Raw genomic sequence first — 20,698 nt, forward strand, 5'->3', positions numbered from 1 at the left:
GATGCGCGCGCGCATGTGCGCCACCGCGCCGCGCACGCCCTCGCCGCCCGCCTTGGCCGCCAGCACGCGGGCGCGGGCGGCCTCGACATCCCTTGCCAGATCGGATGGCCCGGCGACCACCCGCGCCCGGGTCAGCGCGAGATGTTCCCAGGTCCAGGCCTCGTCCATCTGGTAGCGCTCGAAGGTGGAAAAGGCGGTGGCGACCGGCCCCTGCCGGCCCGAGGGGCGCAGGCGCATGTCCACCTCGTGGAGCTTGCCCTCGGCCATGGGTGCCGAAAGGGCCGTCACCAGCGCCTGCGTCAGCCGCGCGTAATAGGGCCGCACCGACAGCGGCTTGCGGCCGTCCGAGGCCTCCTGCCCCGCCCCGTCGTAGATCACGATCAGGTCGAGGTCGGATTGCGAGTGAATCCTCCCGGCCCCCAGAGAGCCCATGCCCAACACCACCGCCCCGCGCCCCGGCGGCGGGCCGTGCTTTTCGGCGAACTGCGCGATCACGCGCGGGTAGAGCCCCGCGATCACCGCCTCGGCGAGGTCGGCGTATTGTGTTCCGGCCTCGCCCGCGTCGATCAGACCGCGCAGGTGATGCACACCGATTCGAAAGTGCCATTCCTTGGACCACCGGCGAGCCGTGTCCAGTTGCGCCTCGTAATCGGGGGCGTCATCCATCTGCCCCGCCAGGTCCTCGGTAAGGGCCGCGCGGCCCGGCCAGGCCTCAAAAAAACTGCCGCCGATGACCGCGTCCAGCACGCTGGAATTGCGCCCCAGGTACTGCGCCAGCGCCGGGGCCGTCGCGGCGATATCCACGATCAGCCGGGTCAGCTGCGGATTGGCCTCGAAGAGCGAGAAGAGCTGCACGCCGGCCGGCAGCCCGCGCAGGAACCCGTCGAAGGCCAGTAGGGCCTCGTCGGGTTTGGCGGCCTCCTGCAGGCGGGCCAGCAGCATGGGTTTCAAGCGGTTGAAGATCTCGACCGCCCGGTCCGAGCGCAGCGCCGGGTAGGTCAACCAGCGCTCGGTGATCTCTTCGCCGAACCCCGGCGCGGCGGCGGTGGGTTCGGACGGGGCGAAGAACCCCTCGGTCATCTCGTGGACCTCTTCCAGACGGTCGTGCAGCACGGTCTTGAGGCTGTCGGCATCGGTGCCGCAGAAGGCGGCGAGCCGGTCGAACTCGTCATCCGTCTGCGGCAGGTCGTGGGTCTGGGCGTCGCGCAGCATCTGAACGCGATGCTCGATCTCGCGGTGGGCGCGGTAATGGTCGGTCAGCCTCTGCGCGTCGGCCTGCGGCACCCAGCCCGCGCGGGCCAGCGCCGCCAGGCCCTGCGCGGTGCCGCGCACCCGCAAGCTGTCGTCGCGGCCGCCGGCGATGATCTGGCGGGTCTGGGTGAAGAACTCGATCTCGCGGATGCCGCCGCGGCCCAGCTTCATGTTGTGGCCCGGCAGGGTGATCGGCCCGCCCAGCCCCTTGTGGGCACGGATGCGCAGGCGCATGTCGTGGGCGTCCTGGATGGCGGCGAAATCCAGGTGCTTGCGCCAGACGAAGGGGCGCAGCGTGTCGAGAAAACGCGCGCCCGCCGCGATGTCGCCGGCGGCCGCGCGCGCCTTGATATAGGCCGCGCGTTCCCAGGTGCGCCCGACGCTTTCGTAATAGCGTTCGGCGGTTTCCATGGACAGGCAGACCGGCGTCACGCTGGCATCGGGCCGCAGGCGCAGGTCGGTGCGAAAGACATAGCCCTCGGCGGTGGTCTCGCCGATGAGCGCGCAGAGGCGGCGCGTGACCTTGATGAAACCCGCGCGCGCCTCGTGATAGGCGTCGGGGTCGAAGCGGGTCTCGTCAAACAGGCAGATCAGGTCGATGTCGCTGGAATAGTTCAGCTCGTGCGCCCCGCCCTTGCCCATGGCCAGCGCGACCATGCCGCCGGCGGTCTCGGCGTCCTCCGGCGCAAGGCCCGGCAGCTTGCCGCGCGCGATCTCGGCAGCGACCAGGCGCTTGAGCGCGGTGTCCACGGCCATGTCGGCCAGCCGAGTCAGCGCGCCGGTCACGTCCTCCAGCGACCAGACCCCAGCCAGGTCGGCCAGCCCGGCCAGCAGCGCCACGCGACGCTTGGCCTGGCGCAGCCCGCGCCCCAGGTCGGGCAAGTCCAGCGCGGCCTTGTCGGCAAGTTCGGCCTCCAGCGCCGCCTCGGGATCGTCCAGCGCGGACGCCAGCCAGTCGGCCTCCTTGCGCATCAGGTCCAGAAGGTAGGGGCTGCACCCTGCGGTGCCCGCGATGACCTCGGCCACCTCGGGCGGTTGGTCGAGGACCAGGGCGCGGCCATCGGCCCCGTGGTCGGCATCGAAGGGGCGCGGGGATCGCGTGATACGGGCGGCAAAGTTCATGCGACGGACCCCGCCGCAATGCCGCGCCGCATGGCCATCACCTCGTCCAGCAGATCGCCCATGCCCTTGCCTCTCGCCCCCGGATTGCTAGCCTCGGCGCGACGCTAGAGAGGGTGCCGGCCATGAGCAAGAGCCTGAAACGCGTGCGCGCCGCGCTGCGGGCGGCGGGCCTGGACGCCGACCCGCTGGAGATGGCAGACGGAACCCGCACCGCCGACGAGGCCGCGGCGGCGGCGGGCTGCATGCCCGACCAGATCTGCAAGTCGATCATCTTTCAGGGGCACGACAGCGGCGAGTGTCTGCTGTTCCTGACCGCTGGCGGCAACCGCGTGGATGCGGACAAGGCGGCGGCGGTGGCCGGCGAGGCGCTTGACCGCGCCGATGCCGCGACCGTGCGCGCCTGCACGGGCTTCGCCATCGGCGGCGTGGCCCCCATCGGCCACCTGCACCCGATCCGCGCCTTCTGGGACCCGCGCCTGGCGGATTTCGCGGAAATCTGGGCCGCGGCGGGCACGCCGCGGCATGTCTTTCCCATAGAACCGGCCGATCTGCGGCGCCTTTCAGGGGCGCAACAGGCTGATTTTACAGCCTGAGTCCCGCCGCGGCGAAAAATGTAATAAACATTTACATAAGGTCTTGAAGCCGGCGGACACCGGGTCCATCTGGTATAATGTGAAGCACATTCACATCCGCACACAACCCTGGAGCCGACATGACAACAGCAATACCGCCCATCGACGACACCGCGCCCGATCCCCGTCAGACGCGGGCGGGCACCTGGTTCAGCCGGGCTGAAAACTGGCTGGACGACCGTGGCAAGGGCGCCTGGATCGCCGCCATGGTGCTGGGATTCATCTTCGTCTGGCCCGTCGGGCTGGCCATTCTCGCCTACATGATCTGGAGCAAACGCATGTTTTCTGGAAACTGCGCCGCAAAGCGCCACCGCCATTCCCTTCGCACCGCCGCCACGTCCAGCGGCAACAGCGCCTTCGATGCCTACAAGCAGGACACGCTGCGCCGCCTCGAAGAGGAACAACAGCAGTTCGAGGCCTTCCTCGAGCGCCTGCGGGAAGCCAAGGACAAGGCCGAGTTCGACCAGTTCATGGAAGACCGTGCGCGCCGCGACGACACCTCCGGCAACGGCGAACCCGCTGCCTGACGGACCATCTCCGGCCGCTCGCGATTGCCGCGGGCGGCCCCTCCCTATGAGAGGCCCCATGCGACCATCCCGCGCCCCGACACCCGGCCATCCCGACCCCGACCGCCTGCCGGCGTTCTATGGCGGTGTGCCCGGCAAGCGCGTCATCGCCTGGCTGATCGACTGGGTCGTGGCCAGCGTGATCGCGGCGCTGCTGCTGCCGCTGACGCTTTTCCTGGGGCTTTTCGTCTTTCCGGTCATGGTGGCCGTGGTCGGCTTTGTCTACCGCTGGTCGACGCTGGCGGGCGGGTCGGCCACCTGGGGCATGCGCCTGATGGCGATCGAGCTGCGCGACACCGAAGGGCTGCGCCTGGACGGGGCGACGGCCTTCTGGCACGTGGCCCTGCATTACGGGCTTCTGATCGTCTCGCCGGGGCTTCTGATCTCGGGCGTGGTCACGCTGATCACGCCCAAGCGCCAGGGGCTGCACGACCTCGTGCTGGGAACCGTGGCCCTCAACCGCGCGCTGTGACAATGGGTGCAAGATGGGCTTGGCGTCCCGGCCCGGCGTTGCTAGGCTTACGTCACAGCGCCCTTCCATTGCACAAGAAAGCCCGATGCGTCACTCGCTTCCCATCGCGCCGCAGTTCTACGTGACCGCCCCGCAGCCCTGCCCCTATCTGGAGGGTCGGATGGAGCGCAAGCTGTTCACGGCCCTGCAGGGCGAGAACGCGGAAAAGCTCAACGATACCCTCTCAAAACAGGGCTTTCGCCGCTCGCAGAATGTGCTTTACCGCCCTTCCTGCGCCGAGTGCACCGCCTGCATGTCGGCGCGCATCCGGGTCGCGGATTTTGGCATGTCGCGCAGCCAGCGCCGCGTCTGGAAGCGCAATGCCCACCTGCGGCGCCGCGCGTCCTCGCCCTGGGCGACCGAGGATCAATACGCGCTGTTCCGGCGCTACCTGGACAGCCGGCACACGGATGGCGGCATGGCCGACATGGACCTGTTCGAATTCGCCGCCATGATCGAGGAAACGCCGATCCGCACGCGGCTGATCGAGTATACCGACCCGGAGGCGGCGCACGATCCCGGCGACAGCGGGTTGCGCGCGGTCAGCCTGACCGACATGCTCGATGACGGGCTCAGCATGGTCTATTCCTTCTTCGATCCCGCGCTGGAGCGGCAGTCGTTGGGCACCCATCTGATCCTCGACCATGTCGAGATCGCGCGCGAGCTGGGGCTGCCCTACGTCTACCTCGGCTACTGGGTGCCCGGCTCCGACAAGATGGGCTACAAGGCGCGGTTCTCGGCGCTGGAGGTCTATCGCCAGGGCAACTGGGAGGACCTCAAGGACCCCGCGGCCTACGAGGCCGAGACCCACCCGCTGGAGGTGGACCCGATCGCCGAGCAGGTGGCCCGGATCACCCTGCCCGACGGCGACCGCTGACGGATCGGGCGCGGCCCGATCCCCACACGCGAAAAGGGCGCCCGCGGGCGCCCTTTCGTCATCTCGTGCTTCGCGCCGTTACCCCAGCAGGTTGGGCACGATGGTCACGACCTGCGGGAACCACCACAGCAGCAACAGCCCGACCACCTGAATCAGCACGAAGGGGATGACCCCGCGGTAGATGTGCATGGTCGTCACCTCTTTGGGGGCCACCCCGCGCAGGTAGAACAGTGCAAAGCCGAAGGGCGGCGTCAGGAAGGAGGTCTGCAGGTTCACCGCGATCATGATCGTCACCCACTTGGGGTCGAAATACGAGCCGTAGATCACCGGCCCGACGATGGGGATGACGATGTAGATGATCTCGAGGAAGTCCAGCACGAAGCCCAGCACGAAAAGCACCAGCATGACGATCAGGAAGGCCGTCGCCGGGTTGTCGAAGCTGCGCAGGAACTGCTGGATGTAGTGTTCGCCCCCGAATGAGATGACAACGAGGTTGAGCAGCTGCGACCCGATCAGGATGGTGAAGACCATCGAGGTGACCTTGGCGGTCTCGCGCACAACAGGGCTGAGCACCTTCGAGCGCAGCAGCACCCAGCAGGCGTAAAGCAAACCAAAAAGCGAGAACAGAAAGGCCGCCATGGCCACGAAGAAGGCGATCCAGTTTTCAAGCGACAGGTCGGCCTGGCCGATGCGCATGTCGAAGTTGATCCCCACCAGCAGCATCAGCAAGACCGCACCCGTGGTCATCAGGATCAGCCGGCCGGATTTCTCCTGTTCCTGCAGCTTGCGATAGGCGGCCAGCATGATCGCCCCGGCCGCGCCCAGCCCGGCGGCGGGGGTCGGGTTGGTGATGCCGCCCAGGATCGACCCCAACACCGCAACGATCAGCACAAGCGGCGGGAAGACGACGCGCAGCAACTCGTTTCGGGCCAGCCGCGCGAAGGCGTGCCAGATCCCGTAACCGGCCAACAGCAGGGGCAGCGCGATGATCAGCGTCGTCACACCCGGGGTGGTCGTCGGCCCGATCACCAGGATGTCGGCCAGCAGCATCAGCCCAAGTCCGGCCGCACCGACCATCAGCGGGCGCGCATCAGCCGAGGGCGCTATGCCCCGCGCCGTCGTCAGGATCAGCGCCAGCACCAGCGCCCCGACAGCGATGCCGGTGCCGATGGGCGGCGCATCGGCGATGGCCTGTTCGACGCGCGCGGCGCGCTCGGCGTCGCTCAGCTCGCGCGCCTCGGCCACGCCGCCGCTTTCCTCGATGGCCTGCTGTTCGGCCACGGCCGCATCCCAGGCCTCTTGCCCGTGCAGCTCGATCATCGAAGCCTGGCATTCGTCGGAGACGTTGGTGCGCAGGCTCGCGGTCTGGCCGGCGTCGGTGAAACTGTCCACGACCACCGACTGGCCGCCCACGACACTGAGGTTCATCAAAAAGACGAAGGCAACGATCAGCCCGCCGGGCACCGCCAGGAACCAGGTCAGCCCCTCGTTGCGAGTGATGATCTCGTGGCTGGAGTGGCCCAGTTCCACGGGCGGCGCGTTGCGCGGGTTCAGCAGCGCATAGCCGAAGGCATAGGCGGCATAGAGAAAGGCCAGCATGATGCCCGGCAGCAGCGCCGCCTGGAACAGCGTGCCGACCGAGACCACCGCCGGTTCGCCCAGGTAGGTCAGCGCGTCGGTGCAGCCGGCCAGTTGCGCGCGTTCCTCCTGCGCGGCCGAGTAGAGATCCCCGGCCAACGTGCCCAGAAGAACGATCACGATCGAGGGCGGGATGATCTGGCCCAGCGTCCCGCTGGCCGAGATCACGCCCGTGGCCAGTTCCTTTGAATAGCCCGCGCGCAGCATGGTCGGCAGCGACAGCAGGCCCATGGTGACGACCGTGGCGCCGACAATGCCGGTGGAGGCGGCCAGGAAGGCCCCCACGACCACCACCGACACCGCCAGCCCGCCCGGCAGCGGACCGAAAACGCGCGACATGGTCTTGAGCAGGTCGTCGGCGATCTTGGAGCGTTCTAGCGTGATCCCCATCAGCACGAACATCAGCACCGCGAGCAGGGTTTCGATGGACTGGCCCGCCAGAACGCGCTCGTTCATGCGGTTGACGACGAAGGAAATGTTGCGGTCCAGCGCCATTTCCCAGCCGCCGGGGAACAGGCTTTCGCCGATCCGCGGCAACTCCGGGTATCGGAAGATCGAGATCGACTCGGGCCGGACGCCTTCGGCAATCAGCGCCGCATAGGCCTCCGAGCCCCTGTCGATCGCTTGGTGGATCAGGAAACCGCCCGAATCCAGCGCCGCGATGATCGCGAAAGACACCACCGCCGAGCCACCGATGGCAAAGGCCACCGGAAACCCCGACAGAATGCCCGCGAAGAGGCAGAGGAAGACGATGATCAGGCCGATCTCGACGCCATCAAGTCCGAAAAGCATGTGTTGGTGCCCCTATTGCCTAGTGCGTGCCTTCATAGGCGTCTTCGCCCGCGCCGAGGCTGTCCTTGTCGAGGTATTTGCCCGCGCTGTCCTCGCCCTCGACCCATTCCAGCCAGGAGCGGTAGAAAAAGGCGACCGCTTGCAGCAGGACCAGCGCGGTGAAGGCCACCAGCAGCACCTTGAACAGGAAGTAGGCGTTGAACCCGTTGGGCGAGAAACCGATGGTCTCGACGTTCCAGCGCAGCGCCCGGGCCTTGAGCAGCAGCCGGTCCAGCGTGTCCGAGGCCGAGGGGTTGGGCACGATCAGGTGCCGCCATAGGAAGTACCAGCCGTACATCCAGGTCAGCACCGCGGCCGGCACCATGAAGACCAGCGATCCGAACATGTCGATAACGCGCTTGGCGCGGTGGCCGATGGCGGCATAGACCAGGTCCACCCGGACGTGGCCGCCCTGCACGAAGGTGTAGCTCACGCAAAGCGTGACGATCATCGCGTTGTAGAACTTGAGGCTTTCGGACCACCAGCTGACATCGTAGCTGGGCAGGCCGAAGCCGGGGATCGCCGAGACCGCGAAAACCCGCTGCATGAAGATGATCACCACCTGGATGAGCACCATGAGCAGCCCCGCCCAGGCGACGGTGCGGCCCACCTTGTTGGCAAAGCCTTCCAGCACCCGCACGGTGCCCCACATGAAACCGCGCCGGGAAAAGCCGACAATTGTCAGCGCAAGAAACAGCGTGAAGACCACGAAGAAGAACTCGGTCGAGCCGCCGTAGTATACGACACGCATCAGCGCTTCCTTGTCCGCGGTGGTGCCCGCCCAGCTCAGCCAGTCCAGCCAGAGCCCGGGATGGGTCACGGCGAAGAGGATGTTGTAGACCGCCTCGAGGATGTTGCCGATGACCCAGAGCACGGCATCGACGAGCGCGCCCAGCGTGCTCTCGGCCGGCGCGATCGGCTCGGCGCCCTCGGGGGCGTTGCCCTGCATCCGTTCGACCCAGCGGGTGAACCCGTTTTCGTAGGATGACCAGAACCCGGCTTGCGCCGCCTCTTCTTCCATGTCCCCTGCCCCCGGTTGTCAGTGTCGCGGCATCGCCTGGTCCGACAGGCGGAACCGGGCCCCGCGCGGGGGCCCGGTCGGCGGGTCCGGCCGGGCGCCGCGCCCGGCCAGCCAAGTGTGGTTCAGCTCATGACGCGGTCGCGCTGGGCCCGGTAGGTGCCCTCGGACTCGGTGATCCAGCCCGACGAGGCCGCCATGGACTCGTTGTAGCTGGCGCGGACGCGGTCATAGATGTCGTCGCCCGCGTACTGGTCCAGCGTCTCCTTGGCGGCAACGCCCATGGCATCCCAGACGCTGTCGGGGAATTCCAGAACCTTGACGCCACCGGACTGCAGACGCTGCAGCGCCGCGCCGTTGTTCATCAGGAACTGGGCCAGGTTCCACTGGTGGGCTTCGCCGGCGGCGATCTCGCAGACGCGCTGCTGGGCAGGGGTCAGGCTTTCGAAGACATCGCGGTTGAAGGCCAGCGACAGGCCCGCGCCCGGCTCGTGCATGCCGGCGGTGTAGTAGAACTTGGTGATCTCTTGGAAACCGGCCTTCTCGTCGGCCCAGGGGCCGATCCACTCGGTCCCGTCGAGCGCGCCGGACGCCAGCGCCTGGTAGACCTCGGCGCCGGGGATGTTCTGAACCGAGGCGCCCATGTTGCCGAGCGTTTCGCCGCCCAAGCCGGGCATGCGGAACTTGAGACCCTGGAAATCCTCGGGGCCGGTGATCTCCTTGGAGAACCAGCCGCCCGACTGCGCGCCGGTGTTGCCACCCAGGAAGGACTTGAGGCCGAAGATCTGGCCCAGTTCGTCGTGCAGCTCGTGGCCGCCGTCGTGGTAGTACCAGTTGGCCAGTTCCTGCGCCGTCATGCCGAAGGGCACCGAGGTGAAGTAGGCATAGGCCGGGTGCTGGTTGATGAAGTAGTAGTCGGCCCCGTGGTAGAGGTCCGCCTGGCCCGCGGTGACGGCGTCGAAGACCTCGAAGGCACCCACAAGTTCGCCCGCGGCCTTGAGGTCGACGGTAAGCTGGCCGTCGGTCATGGCGGTGATGGTGTCGGCCGAGCGCTGCGCGGCGTCATGCACACCGGCCAGGCCGCGGCCCCAGGTCGTCACCATGGTCAGTGTGCGCTTGCCTTGCGCATAGGCCGGTGCGGCCAGCGTGCCGGTTGCGGCCGCGGCGGCGCCGCCGACGGCGCTTTTGGTCAGAAAAGAACGACGATCCATATTGGTCCTCCCAAGGTTGTGTGCCCGGTCCCCTCCCGGGACACGGGCCGATCGTTTACGTTGGCGGACCCTAGCCAGAGGCCGCGCGCGACGAAATACCCAATGCCACGGAGCGCGGCCGATTCTGTCAGAAAACCTTACCGGTGATAGCGCTAAACCAGCCAAACGGCCCGGACCCGGGGCCGGCGGCACCTAGGCAGCGGTGCGAATCTGACGTAATCGAATCGCCATGACAGAACGCGCACAGGCGATGCGGCCCCGGCTGAGGCTAAGCTACGGGCAGAAGCTCTTTCTGCTGGCCACGGTGCCGCTGCTGGTCTCGGTTGCGGTGATTTCCACGCTGGTGGCCAGCCAGTCGCGCCAGTTGGCCGACCGCGAGATCGCCGCGCTCGAGAGCAAGCTGATCGAGGCCAAGCGCGAGGAACTGAAAAACTACCTGTCCATCGCCCGCACGGCCTTCGTCAACATCTACGGCCGCGCCGCCCCGGACGACGAACGGGCCAAGCTGGAGGTCACGCGCATCCTGGCCGCGATGCTCTATGGCCAGGACGGGTATTTCTTCGTCTTCGACTACGACGGCACCAACCTGGTGGCCCCGCGCCAGACCCGGCTGATCGGGCGCGACTGGGCCGGGCTACGCGATGTCGACGGCGTGCCCATCACCGACGAGTTGATCCGCATCGCCCGGTCGGGCGGGGGCTACCACGAATTCCGGTGGCCCAAGCCCAGCACCGGCGAGACCGCGCCGATGATCGCCTATGTCAACGGGTTGCAGGACTGGCGCTGGGTGGTGGGCACCGGCATCTTCGTCGACGAAATCCGCGCCAGCGTCGCCGCCGCCCGGGCCGAGGTCGAGGCGCGCATCCGCACCACCACCTACCTGATCCTCGCGATCACGATCGTCGCCCTGCTGACGGTCTTTGCCACGGGCATCGCGCTCAACATCCGCGAGCGCCGCCTGGCCGATGCCAAGCTCAAGGACCTGACCGAACGGATCATCGACACCCAGGAGGAGGAACGCGGCCGCGTCGCGCGCGAATTGCACGACGGGATCAGCCAGATCCTGGTGTCGGTGCGTTACGCGCTGGACCTGGCCCAGCGCCGGCTGGCCAAGGGCGACGACCGCGCTGGGGAAAGCCTGGCCAAGGGCACCGAGGCCCTGAGCGGCGCCATTACCGAGGTCCGCCGCATCAGCCGCGACCTGCGCCCCGGCGTGCTGGACGATCTCGGGCTGGGTCCCGCGATCAAGGCGCTGGCGGATGATTTCAGCACCCGCACCGGTATTGCCACCGAATTCGAGACGGTGGTCTTTCGCGGGCGCCTCGACGAGGAGGCGCGCATCGCGCTCTACCGCGTCGCCCAGGAGGCGCTGACCAATGTCGAACGCCACGCCGATGCCACCGCGGTGTCGATCCAGTTGCGCGGGCGCCGCACCGGCGCCTACATGCGCATCGCCGACGACGGCGCGGGGATCGACCGACGGGCCGACCGGGCCTCGGCGGGGCTCGGTCTGCGCAACATGACCGAACGGATCGAGCAACTGGACGGCACCCTGCGCATCTCCTCCTCCGAACAGGGCACGGTCGTCGAGGCGCTGGTCCCGCTGAGCCACATGCTGCGCCCCGGGCGCAGGACGAACGGGACAAACGGGAAGGACACCACATGATCCGCGTGCTCATCGTCGATGACCATCCCATGGTGGCCGAAGGCATCGAGGCCCTGCTGGAAACATATGACGAGCTGCAGATCGTCGGCGTGCTCAACAACGGCCAGGAAGCCGTCGACAGGGTCTCCGACCTAGCCCCCGACGTGGTGCTGCTGGACCTGAACATGCCCGGCGTCAGCGGGTTGTCGGCGACCGAGATGATCCTCGAGCACCGCGCGCAGACCCGCATCCTGATCCTGTCGATGCATGACAGCCCCGAGTATATCTCGACCGCGCTGGCCCATGGCGCGCAGGGCTACGTGCTCAAGGACGTGCCCACCGACGAGATCAGGACGGCCATCGACGCGGTCATGCGCGGCGAGGAATACCTGTGCACCGGCACCACCCGCGCGCTGGAGCCGCGCATCGCCGACGGGCGCGAGCCGCTGACGAACCGCGAACAGCAGATCCTTCTGGAACTGGCCCAGGGCAAGTCCAACAAGCAGGTCGCCACCGACCTCGACATCTCTGTGCGCACGGTCGAGACCCACCGCAAGAACCTCAAGCGCAAGCTGGGCATCGCCTCGACCGCCGGGCTGACCCGCTACGCGCTGGAACACGGCGTGTTGCAGGGCACCGGGCGCTGACCCGGCTCGGTGCGCGCGTCATGAAAAAGGGGCCGCCCGGTCAGGCGGCCCCTTGTCCGTGCGGTTCGTCGCCGACGTGGCTTAGAGGCCGGCGGCCTCGCGGATCTGGTCGATCACGCCCGGAATCATCTCGGGGTTCTCGGCAGCCTGGTCAACGGCGGTGGTCAGCGTCTGCTTGACCGCCGGGTTAAGGTCGGAATTCTCGACCCAGTCGGAAACGGCGGCGGGATCGAAGCTGTCGGCAGTCAGCAGGCTGGACAGATCGGTGCCATCGGTGGCGGCTTCGGCCGCCTGCTCTCCTGCCTCGGCGGCGTCCCCGGTGCTCTCCGCGCCTGCGTCTGCGGCGTCTTCGGTGCTCTCCGGGCTCGCTTCGGCAGCGTCCCCGGTACCGGCCTCGCCGGTGGACACGGTATCCTCCGCGGGCGCATCCTCGATCGTGGTATCGGCTGCCCCGGTCGTATCCGCCGCCTCTTGCGCGGCGTCTCCGGCCGCGTCGGTCGCAGTCTCGGCGGCGTCCTCGGCCACATCCGACGCCCCCTCGGCGGCCTCTGTCGCAGCCTCGGCGGCGTCTTCGGCCATGTCCGACGCGGCATCGGCGGCGTCCTCGGCCGCTTCGGTGGCCTCGGCGGCGGCGTCACCGGCGGTGTCCATGGCCTCGCCGGCCATGTCTTCGGCCGTCTCGGTGGCGCCCTCGACCGCCTCGTTGACAGCCTCGCCCGCGGTCTCTGCCGCCTCGGTCGCGGCATCGGCGGCCTCTTCTGCAGCCCCCTCGGCCGCGTCGGTCACCTCCTGAACGGTCTCGTCAACCGCCCCGGCGGCGTCCTCGGCCATCTCGGAGGCCTCGGTCGCGGCCTCTTCAGCCTGCCCGGTCAGGGCGGCAAAGGCCTCGGCCGGGGTGCGGTCATTGGCGGCATACTGATAGCCGAAATAGCCCAGCCCGGCGACGACGACGATAATGATGAGCGCACGCATTGTGTCAGTCCTTTCGAAAATCATGACTCGGCCTCCAGTCGGGCCTCACCCCGTCTATTCCACGCCAGCAGCGCCAAGGGAAGCGGGAAGCGCGGCCCGGCCTTGCGCCTTGCGGAAATCGGCCCGGTTCGGCCGCGAATGGGGCCTTGAACGCCACCGGGCGCCCGTTTAACTTGCGAGGCCGAACGATCTTGGAAAAGGACAGGACCCATAGCTCGCAGACCTCACAACGCGCCGCCAACGCGCGACACCGGCCCCCGCGTCAATGACCGCATTCGGGCCCCCGAAATCCGGTTGATCGGCCCCAACGGCGAAAATGTCGGCGTGGTCAGCCCGGACCGCGGCAGGACCCTTGCCACCGAGGCCGGCCTCGACCTGGTCGAAATCTCGCCCAACGCCAAGCCGCCGGTCTGCAAAATCATGGATTTCGGCAAGTACAAGTACGAACAGCAAAAACGCGAGTCCGAGGCCAAGAAGAAACAGAAGGTCATCGAGGTCAAGGAGGTCAAGTTCCGGCCCAACACCGACGAGCATGATTACTCGGTCAAGATGAAAAACGTCACCCGGTTTCTCGAGAAGGGCGACAAGGTCAAGGTCACGCTGCGGTTCCGCGGCCGCGAGATGGCCCACCAGAATCTCGGGCGCGAGCTGCTGGAACGGGTGGCCGAGGACGTCAAGGACCTGGGCAAGGTCGAGAACATGCCCAAGATGGAAGGCCGCCAGATGGTCATGATGATCGGGCCGCTGCCCCAGAAGGGCTAGGCGCGCGTGATCCAACCGGGGCCCTCTCGGCATTTTCACAGAAAACGCCTTGGAAGGCCGCCAGATGGTCATGATGATCGGGCCGATGCCGCAGAAGGGCTGAGGCGTCGCGCCTGCAACGCCTGGGGCCTCTCCGCGCTGGAGAGGCCCGCGTCATGTCAGCGGCGCGTCGTCACCCTTTCTTCGGGTCTTGTCCGCTGCTGCTGTCCTCATCCGGCGCGAAGACCTTGCGGCTCAACTCGACCATCTTGCCGGTCTCGCGCGTGTAGTCCTCGACCGCGGCCTGCAGGAACTCGGTCTGGATCTTCTGGACGTCCTGAGGCGATTTTGCCTGCAGCATGCGCTGCTGGAAATCCACGTCCTTGGCCACCCGGTCCGACACGAACTGCAACCACTGCCGGCCCATGTCCGACATGGCCTCCATCCAGCCCGTGCTCATGGCGTTCATCCCGCCAAGGCCCATGCCCTGCCACTGGGTCATCATCTCCTGCATCTGGGCCATGGGGTCGTCGCCCCCCTGCGCCTTCGACGTGTCACTCTTCTTGGTCATGAAGCACCTCCTTTGGGGCGAGACTCGCATATCCCGCCCGGCCGGTCACTGATTCCGATCCGGCGGTCAGGACCGTGGCGGCCAGCCCGCGCCTAGCGCGCGGCGGCGACGGCCCGTCCCGTCAGCACCTTGGCCAGATGCGCGCGATAGGCGCCCGAGCCGTGCAGGTCGCTGATCATGCCGTCGCCTGACAGGCTCAGCCCCGAGAGCGCCTCGGCCGAGAAGTCGGCCGAGAGCGCCGCCTCGGCCTCGGACCAGCGGAACACGCCCTCTTCGGAGGCCCCGGTCACCGCCACGCGCACGCCGTCGGCGTATTTCGCCACGAAGACGGCCGTCAGCGCAAAGCGCGAGGCGGGCTGGTCGAACTTCTCGTAATGGGCTTTTTCCGGCACCGGAAAACGCACCTCGGTGATGATCTCGCCCTCGTCCAGCGCGGTGGTGAACATCCCCTGGAAGTAATCATCCGCCGCGATCTCGCGCGCGTTGGTGATGATCCGCGCCCCCGAGCCCAGCGCCGCCGCCGGGTAACAGGCCGAGGGGTCGTTGTTGGCCAGGCTGCCGCCGATGGTGCCGCGGTTGCGCACAGCCGGGTCGCCGATACCGGCCGCCAGCGCGGCCAGCGCGGGATAGGCCCCGGCCTCGGCGGCCACGGTCGCATGGGTCGTGGCCCCGCCGATGCAGACCTCGCCCGCGTCGGACAGGCAGACGCCCTGCATCTCGGGGATCGCGGTCAGGCTGACCAGCCGCTCGGGCATGGCCAGCCGCTGTTTCAGCGTCGGGATCAGCGTCTGGCCCCCGCCCAGCGGTTGGCTTTCCTCGGAATCCGAGAGCAGCTTGACCGCATCGGCGATCCGGCCGGGCCGTTCGAGATCGAATGCATACATGGCAGTCTCCTCAGCTGTTGATGGCCGACCAGACGCGCGCGGGCGTCAGCGGCATGTCGATATGGGTGACATGGGTGTGGCCGCCCGCGTGCAGCGCGTCGATCACCGCGTTGACCACCGAGGGCGGGCTGCCGATGGCCCCCGCCTCGCCGCAGCCCTTCACCCCCAGCGGGTTGTGGGTGCAGGGCGTCTGGCAGGAGTGATCGACCTCGTAGAACGGCAGGTCATCGGCGCGCGGCATGGCGTAATCCATGTAACTGGCCGATATCAGCTGGCCCTCGGAATCGTAGGTCGTCTGTTCCAGCAGCGCCTGCCCGATCCCCTGCGCCAGCCCGCCGTGGACCTGGCCGGTCACGATCATCGGGTTGATGACATTGCCGAAATCGTCGGCGGCGGCAAAGCGGTCAACGGTGACCTTGCCGGTTTCCGGGTCGACCTCGACCTCGCAGGCATAGGCCCCCGAGGGATAGGTGAAATTCGCCGGGTCATAGAAGGCCGTTTCCTCCAGCCCCGGCTCGACTTCCTCCAGCGGGAAGTCGTGCGGGATATAGGCCTTCAGCGCCACGTCGCCGAAGCCCACGGATTTGTCCGTGCCGGCCACGCTGAACTGGCCGTCAGTGAATTCGATGTCCGCCTCGGCGGCTTCCAGCATGTGCGCGGCGATCTTCTTGCCCTTGGTGATGATCTTGTCGGTGGCGCGCACCACCGCCGAGCCGCAGACCGCCAGCGAGCGCGACCCGTAGGTGCCCATGCCGAACGGAATCTTGGACGTGTCGCCGTGAACGATCTCGATGCTGTTCTCGTCAACGCCCAGCATGTCGGCCACCACCTGCGGAAAGGCGGTCTCGTGACCCTGCCCGTGGCTGTGGGCGCCCACCATGACGGCGATGTTGCCGGTGGCGTTCACCCGCACGGTGGCGGCATCGTAAAGCCCCACGCGCGCGCCCAGCACCCCGACGAGGTTCGAGGGCGCGATGCCGCAGGCCTCGATGTAGGTGTTCACGCCGAGGCCCCGCAGCTTGCCGCGTGCCGCGCTGTCGCGGCGGCGCGCCTCGAACCCGTCGCGGTCGATCATCTCTTCGAGCGTGTCGACCAGCGCGCCGTAATCGCCAGTGTCGTATTCAAGGCCCGCGGCGCTGGTGAAGGGGAACTGGTCGGGCTGGACGAAGTTGCGGCGCCGGATTTCCAGCGGGTCGATCCCCAGTTCGCGGGCGGCCATGTCGATGACGCGTTCGAGCGAATAGGTCGCCTCGGGCCGCCCGGCCCCGCGATAGGCATCGACCGGCGCAGTATTGGTAAAGACCGCCTTGACGTTCACGTAAACGTTGGGCACCGCGTAGTTGCCCGCCATCAGCGTGCCGTGCAGGAAGGTCGGCGTCGCGGTCGAGAAATTCGACAGGTAGGCGCCGACATTGGCCATGGTCTCGGTGCGGAATGCGATGAAGGTGCCGTCCTCCTCGCAGGCCAGTTCGATTTTCGTGACGTGATCGCGGCCATGGGCATCGCTCAGAAAGCTCTCCGAGCGGCTCGCCGTCCAGCGCACGGGCCGGCCGATCTTCTTGGCGGCGGCCAGCACCAGCGCCTCTTCGCCGTAGTGGTAGATCTTGGAGCCGAAGCCGCCGCCCACGTCGGGGGCCACGACCTTGAGCTTGTTTTCGGGGATGCCCAGCACGAAGGCCGAGATCAGCAGCCGCGTCAGATGCGGATTCTGCGAGGTGGTGTAGAGCGTGTAGTCGCCGGTGCCGGGATCGTAGTCGGCCATCGAGGCGCGCGGCTCCATCGCGTTGGGCACCAGCCGATTGTTGACCAGCTCCAGCGTGGTGACATGCGGGGCGGCCTTGATCGCCGCGTCGGTGGCGGCGCGGTTGTCCTCGATCCAGCCCCAGTCGAAGCACTGGTTTGTGCCGATCTCGTCATGCACGAGCGGCGAACCGTCCTCCAGCGCCTTGCCCATGTCCACCACGGCGGGCTGTTCCTCGATCTCGGCGACGATGGCCTCGGCGGCATCGCGGGCCTGCTCCTCGGTCTCGGCGATGACGGCGGCATAGGCGTCGCCCACGTGGCGCACCTTGCCATGGGCCAGAACCGGGCGCTTGGGTTCCTTCATCGGTTCGCCGTCGCGGCTGTTGATCTGCCAGCCGGCCGGGTTGCCGCCGACATCGGCGAAATCGGCGCCTGTGAAGACGGCCAGAACCCCGGGCATCGCCGCGGCCTCGGTGGTGTCGATGGACGTGATGACCCCGTTGGCCACCTGGCTGCGGACAAAGACCGCGTGGGTCTGGCCCTGCAGGGCGATGTCGTCGGTATACTTGCCGCGTCCGGTCAGGAACCGGACATCCTCTCGGCGCGCGGAACTGGCGCCAACTCCATGGTCTTTGGGCATTTTATCTCTCCTCCCTCAGAGCGCGGGCGCCGCTCCTCACCGCGCTGCGCACATGAAAACATGAAATTCCTATTCGGCGGCCACGGCGCTCACGTCCTGGCCCGAGGCCGCCATGATCGCCTTGACGATGTTGTGATAGCCGGTGCAGCGGCAGATGTTGCCCTCAAGGTAGTCGCGGATCTCGGCCTCGGTCGGCTTGGGCGTCTCTTCCAGAAGGGCGGCCGCGGTCATCACCATGCCCGGCGTGCAAAAGCCGCACTGCAACCCGTGATGATCCTGAAATGCCTGCTGCACGGCCGTAAGCCCACCATCGGCGGTGCCCATGCCCTCGATCGTCGTCACCTGCGCGCCCTCGGCCTCGGCGGCGAACATGGTGCAGGCCTTCACCGCCTTGCCGTCCACATGCACCACGCAGGCCCCGCACTGGCTGGTATCGCATCCCACATGGGTGCCGGTCAGGCGCAGGTCCTCGCGCAGGTAATCCGACAGCAGCGTGCGCCCCTCGACCTCGCCGCTCACGGATTTTCCGTTCACCGTCATCGCGACCTGTGTCATGCCAATCCTCCCTTGGTCCATCTTTCGCCAGTCAAGCACGCCGCCCCTGCCCTTGGGAAGCCCGCGTTTGCCGCCGCCCCTGGATCGGTCGCTTTCCGCCCGGCGCGGCTCAGTCCGCGCGGGGGCGGCCCCGGGCCGGGCTTTCCTTGAGCAGCCCGCCCAGCCCCATCGCGGCGATCTCCTCGGGGCCGACCGGCAGGCCGCAGGCGACCCGGTCCAGCACCCAGTCGGCGCCGTTGAGCGCGGGGCTGCGCGCGCAACCCGGCAGGCCGATCACCGGCCGCCCGGACACCGCGCCCAAAAACAGCAGGTTGCCGGGGTCCACGGGCATGCCGAATTGCGCCACCGTTCCCCCGGCCCGGCGCAGCCCCTCGGGCGCCGTGTCGTGGATATCCGAGGTGGCCGAGGCCGTCAGGATCAGCACCAGCTCACCCTGTGCCGCGGCGAGCGCCTCGGCGACCGCGTCCGTGTCGTGCGCGACAACGACACGCGGTGACAGCGACAGGCCCAATGCGGCGAGCCGGGCGCGCATGGCCCGGCGGCCCTTGTCGGGGGGCGTATCGGGGCCGACGCGGGTCTCGATCAGGGTCGCGGTCGCCAGCACGGGGCGGGCCAGCCGCAGCGCGCCCTGCCCCGCCGCCTCGGCCCGCGCCACGCTGTCCGCGGCCACGCCGTAGGATATCACCTTCACGGTGCCGACCATCTCTGACGCGGCAAGCCGGCGGAATGGCGGCAGCGTGGCCAGCGTCAGCATCGGATCGACGCGGTTGAGCGCGCCCACCCTGGCGGAATCGGCCACCAGCACGCCCGGCCCGGCCGCGCGCAGGTTGACGCGGCCCGTCGCCGACGGGCCCTGCGGCGCGATACCGTCGCCGCAGATGGCCGCCGCCAGCCGGTCGGCGGCGGTATCCTCGTGCAGATCGCCCGGCTCCAGCCGGGCCACGACGACCTGCCTGCGCCCCGCTGCCGCCAGCGCTGCGGTGTCCTCTTCGGTCAGCCGCTTGCCCTTGCGCAGCCGCCGGTCGCCCAGGTCCTCGGAATGGGCCAGGATGGCCCCTACGGCCGCCCGCGGCGGGACCGGGCCGAACCTCATGGCCGGCGCAGGCGCTCGGTCACCTGCGCCATGATGCTGACGGCGATCTCGGCGGGGCTGCGCGCCCCGATATCAAGGCCCACGGGGGCATGGATGCGCGCGATCTCGGCGTCGGTGAACCCGGCCTTGGTCAGCCGCGCCACCCGCTTGGCGTGGGTCCGGGTTGAGCCGAGACAGCCAAGGTAGAAGACATCAGAGCGCAGCGCGGCCATGATCGCCGGGTCGTCCAGCTTGGGATCGTGGGTCAGGGTCACCACGCTGGCGCGGGCATCCAGGCCGATCCGCGCGAGGGCGTCGTCGGGCCAGTCCTCCGCGATGGTCTCATGGGGGAACCGCGCCGCGGCGCCGAAGGCCGGGCGCGGGTCGACCAGCACCGGGTCATGGCCGCAGGCCCGCGCCATGGGCAGCAGGGCCTGGGCGATATGCACCGCGCCGACCACGATCATCCGCAGCGGCGGGTTGTGCACGGCGACGAAGGTGCGGCCGTCGTCCTCGACGCTCGAGCGGTCGGCGCGGAACCGGTCGGGGTAATCGGCGGCCGGTGCCAGGCGGCGCGCGCCGCTCTCAAGGTCGGCGACCACTGCCACCGGCGCACGGGCCGCCCGTTTCTCGGCCAGTTCGGCCAGAAGGCCCGCGGGCAAGGCGGTGCCGACCGGATCCACCAGCACCCGGATGCGCCCGCCGCAGGCCAGACCCACGGCAAAGGCGTCGTCGTCGCTGACGCCGAACTCCAAAAGCCGCGGCGCGCCGTCCTCCAGCGCCTCAAGCGCCTCGGTGATGACCGCGCCCTCGACGCAGCCGCCCGAGACGGAGCCCTCCATCGCCGCCTGCGCGTCCACCACCAGCTGGCTGCCCACCGGGCGCGGGGCCGAGCCCCAGGTCTCGACCACGGTGGCCAGGGCCGCGCCGCGCCCCGACCGGTACCAGTCCAGTGCAAGCGCGGGGATGTCCTCGATCATTCCTCGATCCTGGGCAGCGTGAAGACCTGGCCGGGATAGATCAGGTCCGGGTCGCGAATGCGGTCGCGGTTGGCCTCGTAGACCTCGACATAGAGGATGCCCTCGCCGTAGCGGTCCTCGGCGAAGGCCCAAAGGGTATTGCCGGGCTGCACCGTGCGGGTGGCGACGGCGAAATCGGGGTCGGCGGTGTCCTCGGCCATGGCCTCTGCGACCTTTTCGGGGTCCTCGCGGCGGAAGGGCGACTCGATGCGCGAGACGACCTCGCCCGAGGGGGCCACCTCATCGATGCGCAGGGTATAGACCCCGGTATCGACGTCGGGCAGATCGCTGCGCCAGCGTCCGTCGGCATCCACCGGGAGCGTCCCGACCGGCTCGTTGTCGAGGTAGACGCGCACGAAGCCGCGGCTTTCGGCCCGGCCCGACAGCACCACGTCGCCCCCGGGGTCGTAGGTGATCGTGTCAAGCGCGACCGTGGACATGACCTCGGGCGGGGTGTCCGCGGGCAGGTTGGGCTGCACGACGCGCACGCCCTCGGCGCCCAGCGCGAGGACCGGGCCGGGCGCGGCGGGGCGATCCTCGGCCCGCTGCGGG

Annotated in this window: 19 protein-coding genes; 7 read left to right on the plus strand and 12 right to left on the minus strand. The window is 68.4% G+C overall.

Going from position 1 to position 20,698, the window contains the following annotated elements; genetic code table 11:
- On the minus strand, positions 1–2,373 hold a 2,373-nt coding region (locus BU124_RS13415; protein WP_084864087.1), incomplete at its 3' end, for a [protein-PII] uridylyltransferase family protein.
- 122 nt (positions 2,374–2,495) lie between these two features.
- On the opposite strand from BU124_RS13415, the gene BU124_RS13420 reads away from it, so the two are divergent.
- From BU124_RS13420 to BU124_RS13435, 4 genes are all read left to right on the plus strand, one after another.
- Positions 2,496–2,966, plus strand: a complete 471-nt coding sequence (locus BU124_RS13420) for a YbaK/EbsC family protein (protein WP_084864088.1) — start codon at positions 2,496–2,498, stop codon at positions 2,964–2,966.
- A gap of 119 nt (positions 2,967–3,085) precedes the next feature.
- Positions 3,086–3,532 (plus strand): DUF2852 domain-containing protein, encoded by a 447-nt coding sequence (locus tag BU124_RS13425; RefSeq protein WP_084864089.1) that lies wholly within the window; start codon positions 3,086–3,088, stop codon positions 3,530–3,532.
- A 58-nt stretch (positions 3,533–3,590) separates the two neighbouring features.
- Positions 3,591–4,043, plus strand: coding sequence for an RDD family protein (locus tag BU124_RS13430; RefSeq protein WP_084864090.1), 453 nt, complete (start codon positions 3,591–3,593; stop codon positions 4,041–4,043).
- An 85-nt stretch (positions 4,044–4,128) separates the two neighbouring features.
- Positions 4,129–4,959, plus strand: coding sequence for an arginyltransferase (locus tag BU124_RS13435; protein ID WP_084864091.1), 831 nt, complete (start codon positions 4,129–4,131; stop codon positions 4,957–4,959).
- A 78-nt stretch (positions 4,960–5,037) separates the two neighbouring features.
- Here BU124_RS13435 and BU124_RS13440 read toward each other — a convergent pair whose 3' ends face one another.
- The 3 genes from BU124_RS13440 to BU124_RS13450 form a co-directional block, all read right to left on the minus strand.
- Positions 5,038–7,389, minus strand: coding sequence for a TRAP transporter large permease (locus BU124_RS13440; protein WP_084864092.1), 2,352 nt, complete (start codon positions 7,387–7,389; stop codon positions 5,038–5,040).
- A gap of 19 nt (positions 7,390–7,408) precedes the next feature.
- Positions 7,409–8,449: a TRAP transporter small permease subunit gene (locus BU124_RS13445; protein WP_084864093.1), complete on the minus strand. Its 1,041-nt coding sequence runs from the start codon at positions 8,447–8,449 to the stop codon at positions 7,409–7,411.
- 122 nt (positions 8,450–8,571) lie between these two features.
- On the minus strand, positions 8,572–9,657 hold the full coding sequence (locus BU124_RS13450; RefSeq protein WP_084864094.1) for a TRAP transporter substrate-binding protein: 1,086 nt from the start codon (positions 9,655–9,657) through the stop codon (positions 8,572–8,574).
- Between the two features lie 229 nt (positions 9,658–9,886).
- Here BU124_RS13450 and BU124_RS13455 point away from each other — a divergent pair, with 229 nt between their 5' ends.
- Together BU124_RS13455 and BU124_RS13460 are read left to right on the plus strand one after the other, a co-directional pair.
- On the plus strand, positions 9,887–11,323 hold the full coding sequence (locus tag BU124_RS13455; RefSeq protein WP_084864095.1) for a cache domain-containing protein: 1,437 nt from the start codon (positions 9,887–9,889) through the stop codon (positions 11,321–11,323).
- A complete protein-coding gene (locus BU124_RS13460; RefSeq protein ID WP_084864096.1) occupies positions 11,320–11,949 on the plus strand; it encodes a response regulator transcription factor in 630 nt (209 codons plus the stop codon). The genes BU124_RS13455 and BU124_RS13460 overlap by 4 nt, the downstream gene beginning before the upstream one ends.
- 81 nt (positions 11,950–12,030) lie before the next feature.
- On the opposite strand, the gene BU124_RS14880 is transcribed toward BU124_RS13460, so the two are convergent.
- Complete coding sequence (locus BU124_RS14880) at positions 12,031–12,921, minus strand: hypothetical protein (protein ID WP_179141932.1); 891 nt, start codon at positions 12,919–12,921, stop codon at positions 12,031–12,033.
- Between the two features lie 294 nt (positions 12,922–13,215).
- On the opposite strand from BU124_RS14880, the gene infC reads away from it, so the two are divergent.
- Positions 13,216–13,683 carry a translation initiation factor IF-3 gene (gene infC / locus BU124_RS13470; protein ID WP_245831703.1) on the plus strand — a complete coding sequence of 156 codons (468 nt, stop codon included), beginning with the start codon at positions 13,216–13,218 and terminating at the stop codon, positions 13,681–13,683.
- A 172-nt stretch (positions 13,684–13,855) separates the two neighbouring features.
- On the opposite strand, the gene BU124_RS13475 is transcribed toward infC, so the two are convergent.
- The 7 genes from BU124_RS13475 to BU124_RS13505 form a co-directional block, all read right to left on the minus strand.
- Positions 13,856–14,233: a phasin family protein gene (locus BU124_RS13475; RefSeq protein WP_179141933.1), complete on the minus strand. Its 378-nt coding sequence runs from the start codon at positions 14,231–14,233 to the stop codon at positions 13,856–13,858.
- Between the two features lie 92 nt (positions 14,234–14,325).
- Positions 14,326–15,117, minus strand: a complete 792-nt coding sequence (locus BU124_RS13480) for an FAD binding domain-containing protein (RefSeq protein ID WP_084864099.1) — start codon at positions 15,115–15,117, stop codon at positions 14,326–14,328.
- Between the two features lie 10 nt (positions 15,118–15,127).
- A complete protein-coding gene (locus BU124_RS13485; protein WP_084864100.1) occupies positions 15,128–17,500 on the minus strand; it encodes a xanthine dehydrogenase family protein molybdopterin-binding subunit in 2,373 nt (790 codons plus the stop codon).
- Between the two features lie 69 nt (positions 17,501–17,569).
- Entirely contained in the window at positions 17,570–18,055 is a 486-nt protein-coding gene (locus tag BU124_RS13490) for a (2Fe-2S)-binding protein (RefSeq protein ID WP_084864101.1), read from the minus strand.
- A gap of 109 nt (positions 18,056–18,164) precedes the next feature.
- Entirely contained in the window at positions 18,165–19,148 is a 984-nt protein-coding gene (locus tag BU124_RS13495) for a molybdopterin-binding protein (RefSeq protein ID WP_084864102.1), read from the minus strand.
- A complete protein-coding gene (locus tag BU124_RS13500) occupies positions 19,145–20,107 on the minus strand; it encodes an XdhC family protein (protein ID WP_084864103.1) in 963 nt (320 codons plus the stop codon). The genes BU124_RS13495 and BU124_RS13500 overlap by 4 nt, the downstream gene beginning before the upstream one ends.
- A partial coding sequence (locus BU124_RS13505) for a LysM peptidoglycan-binding domain-containing protein (protein ID WP_143530004.1) occupies positions 20,104–20,698 on the minus strand: 595 nt, incomplete at its 5' end. The genes BU124_RS13505 and BU124_RS13500, both read right to left, overlap by 4 nt.

It is taken from the genome of Salibaculum halophilum, from assembly GCF_002094885.1.
In the GTDB taxonomy this organism is placed as follows: domain Bacteria; phylum Pseudomonadota; class Alphaproteobacteria; order Rhodobacterales; family Rhodobacteraceae; genus Salibaculum; species Salibaculum halophilum.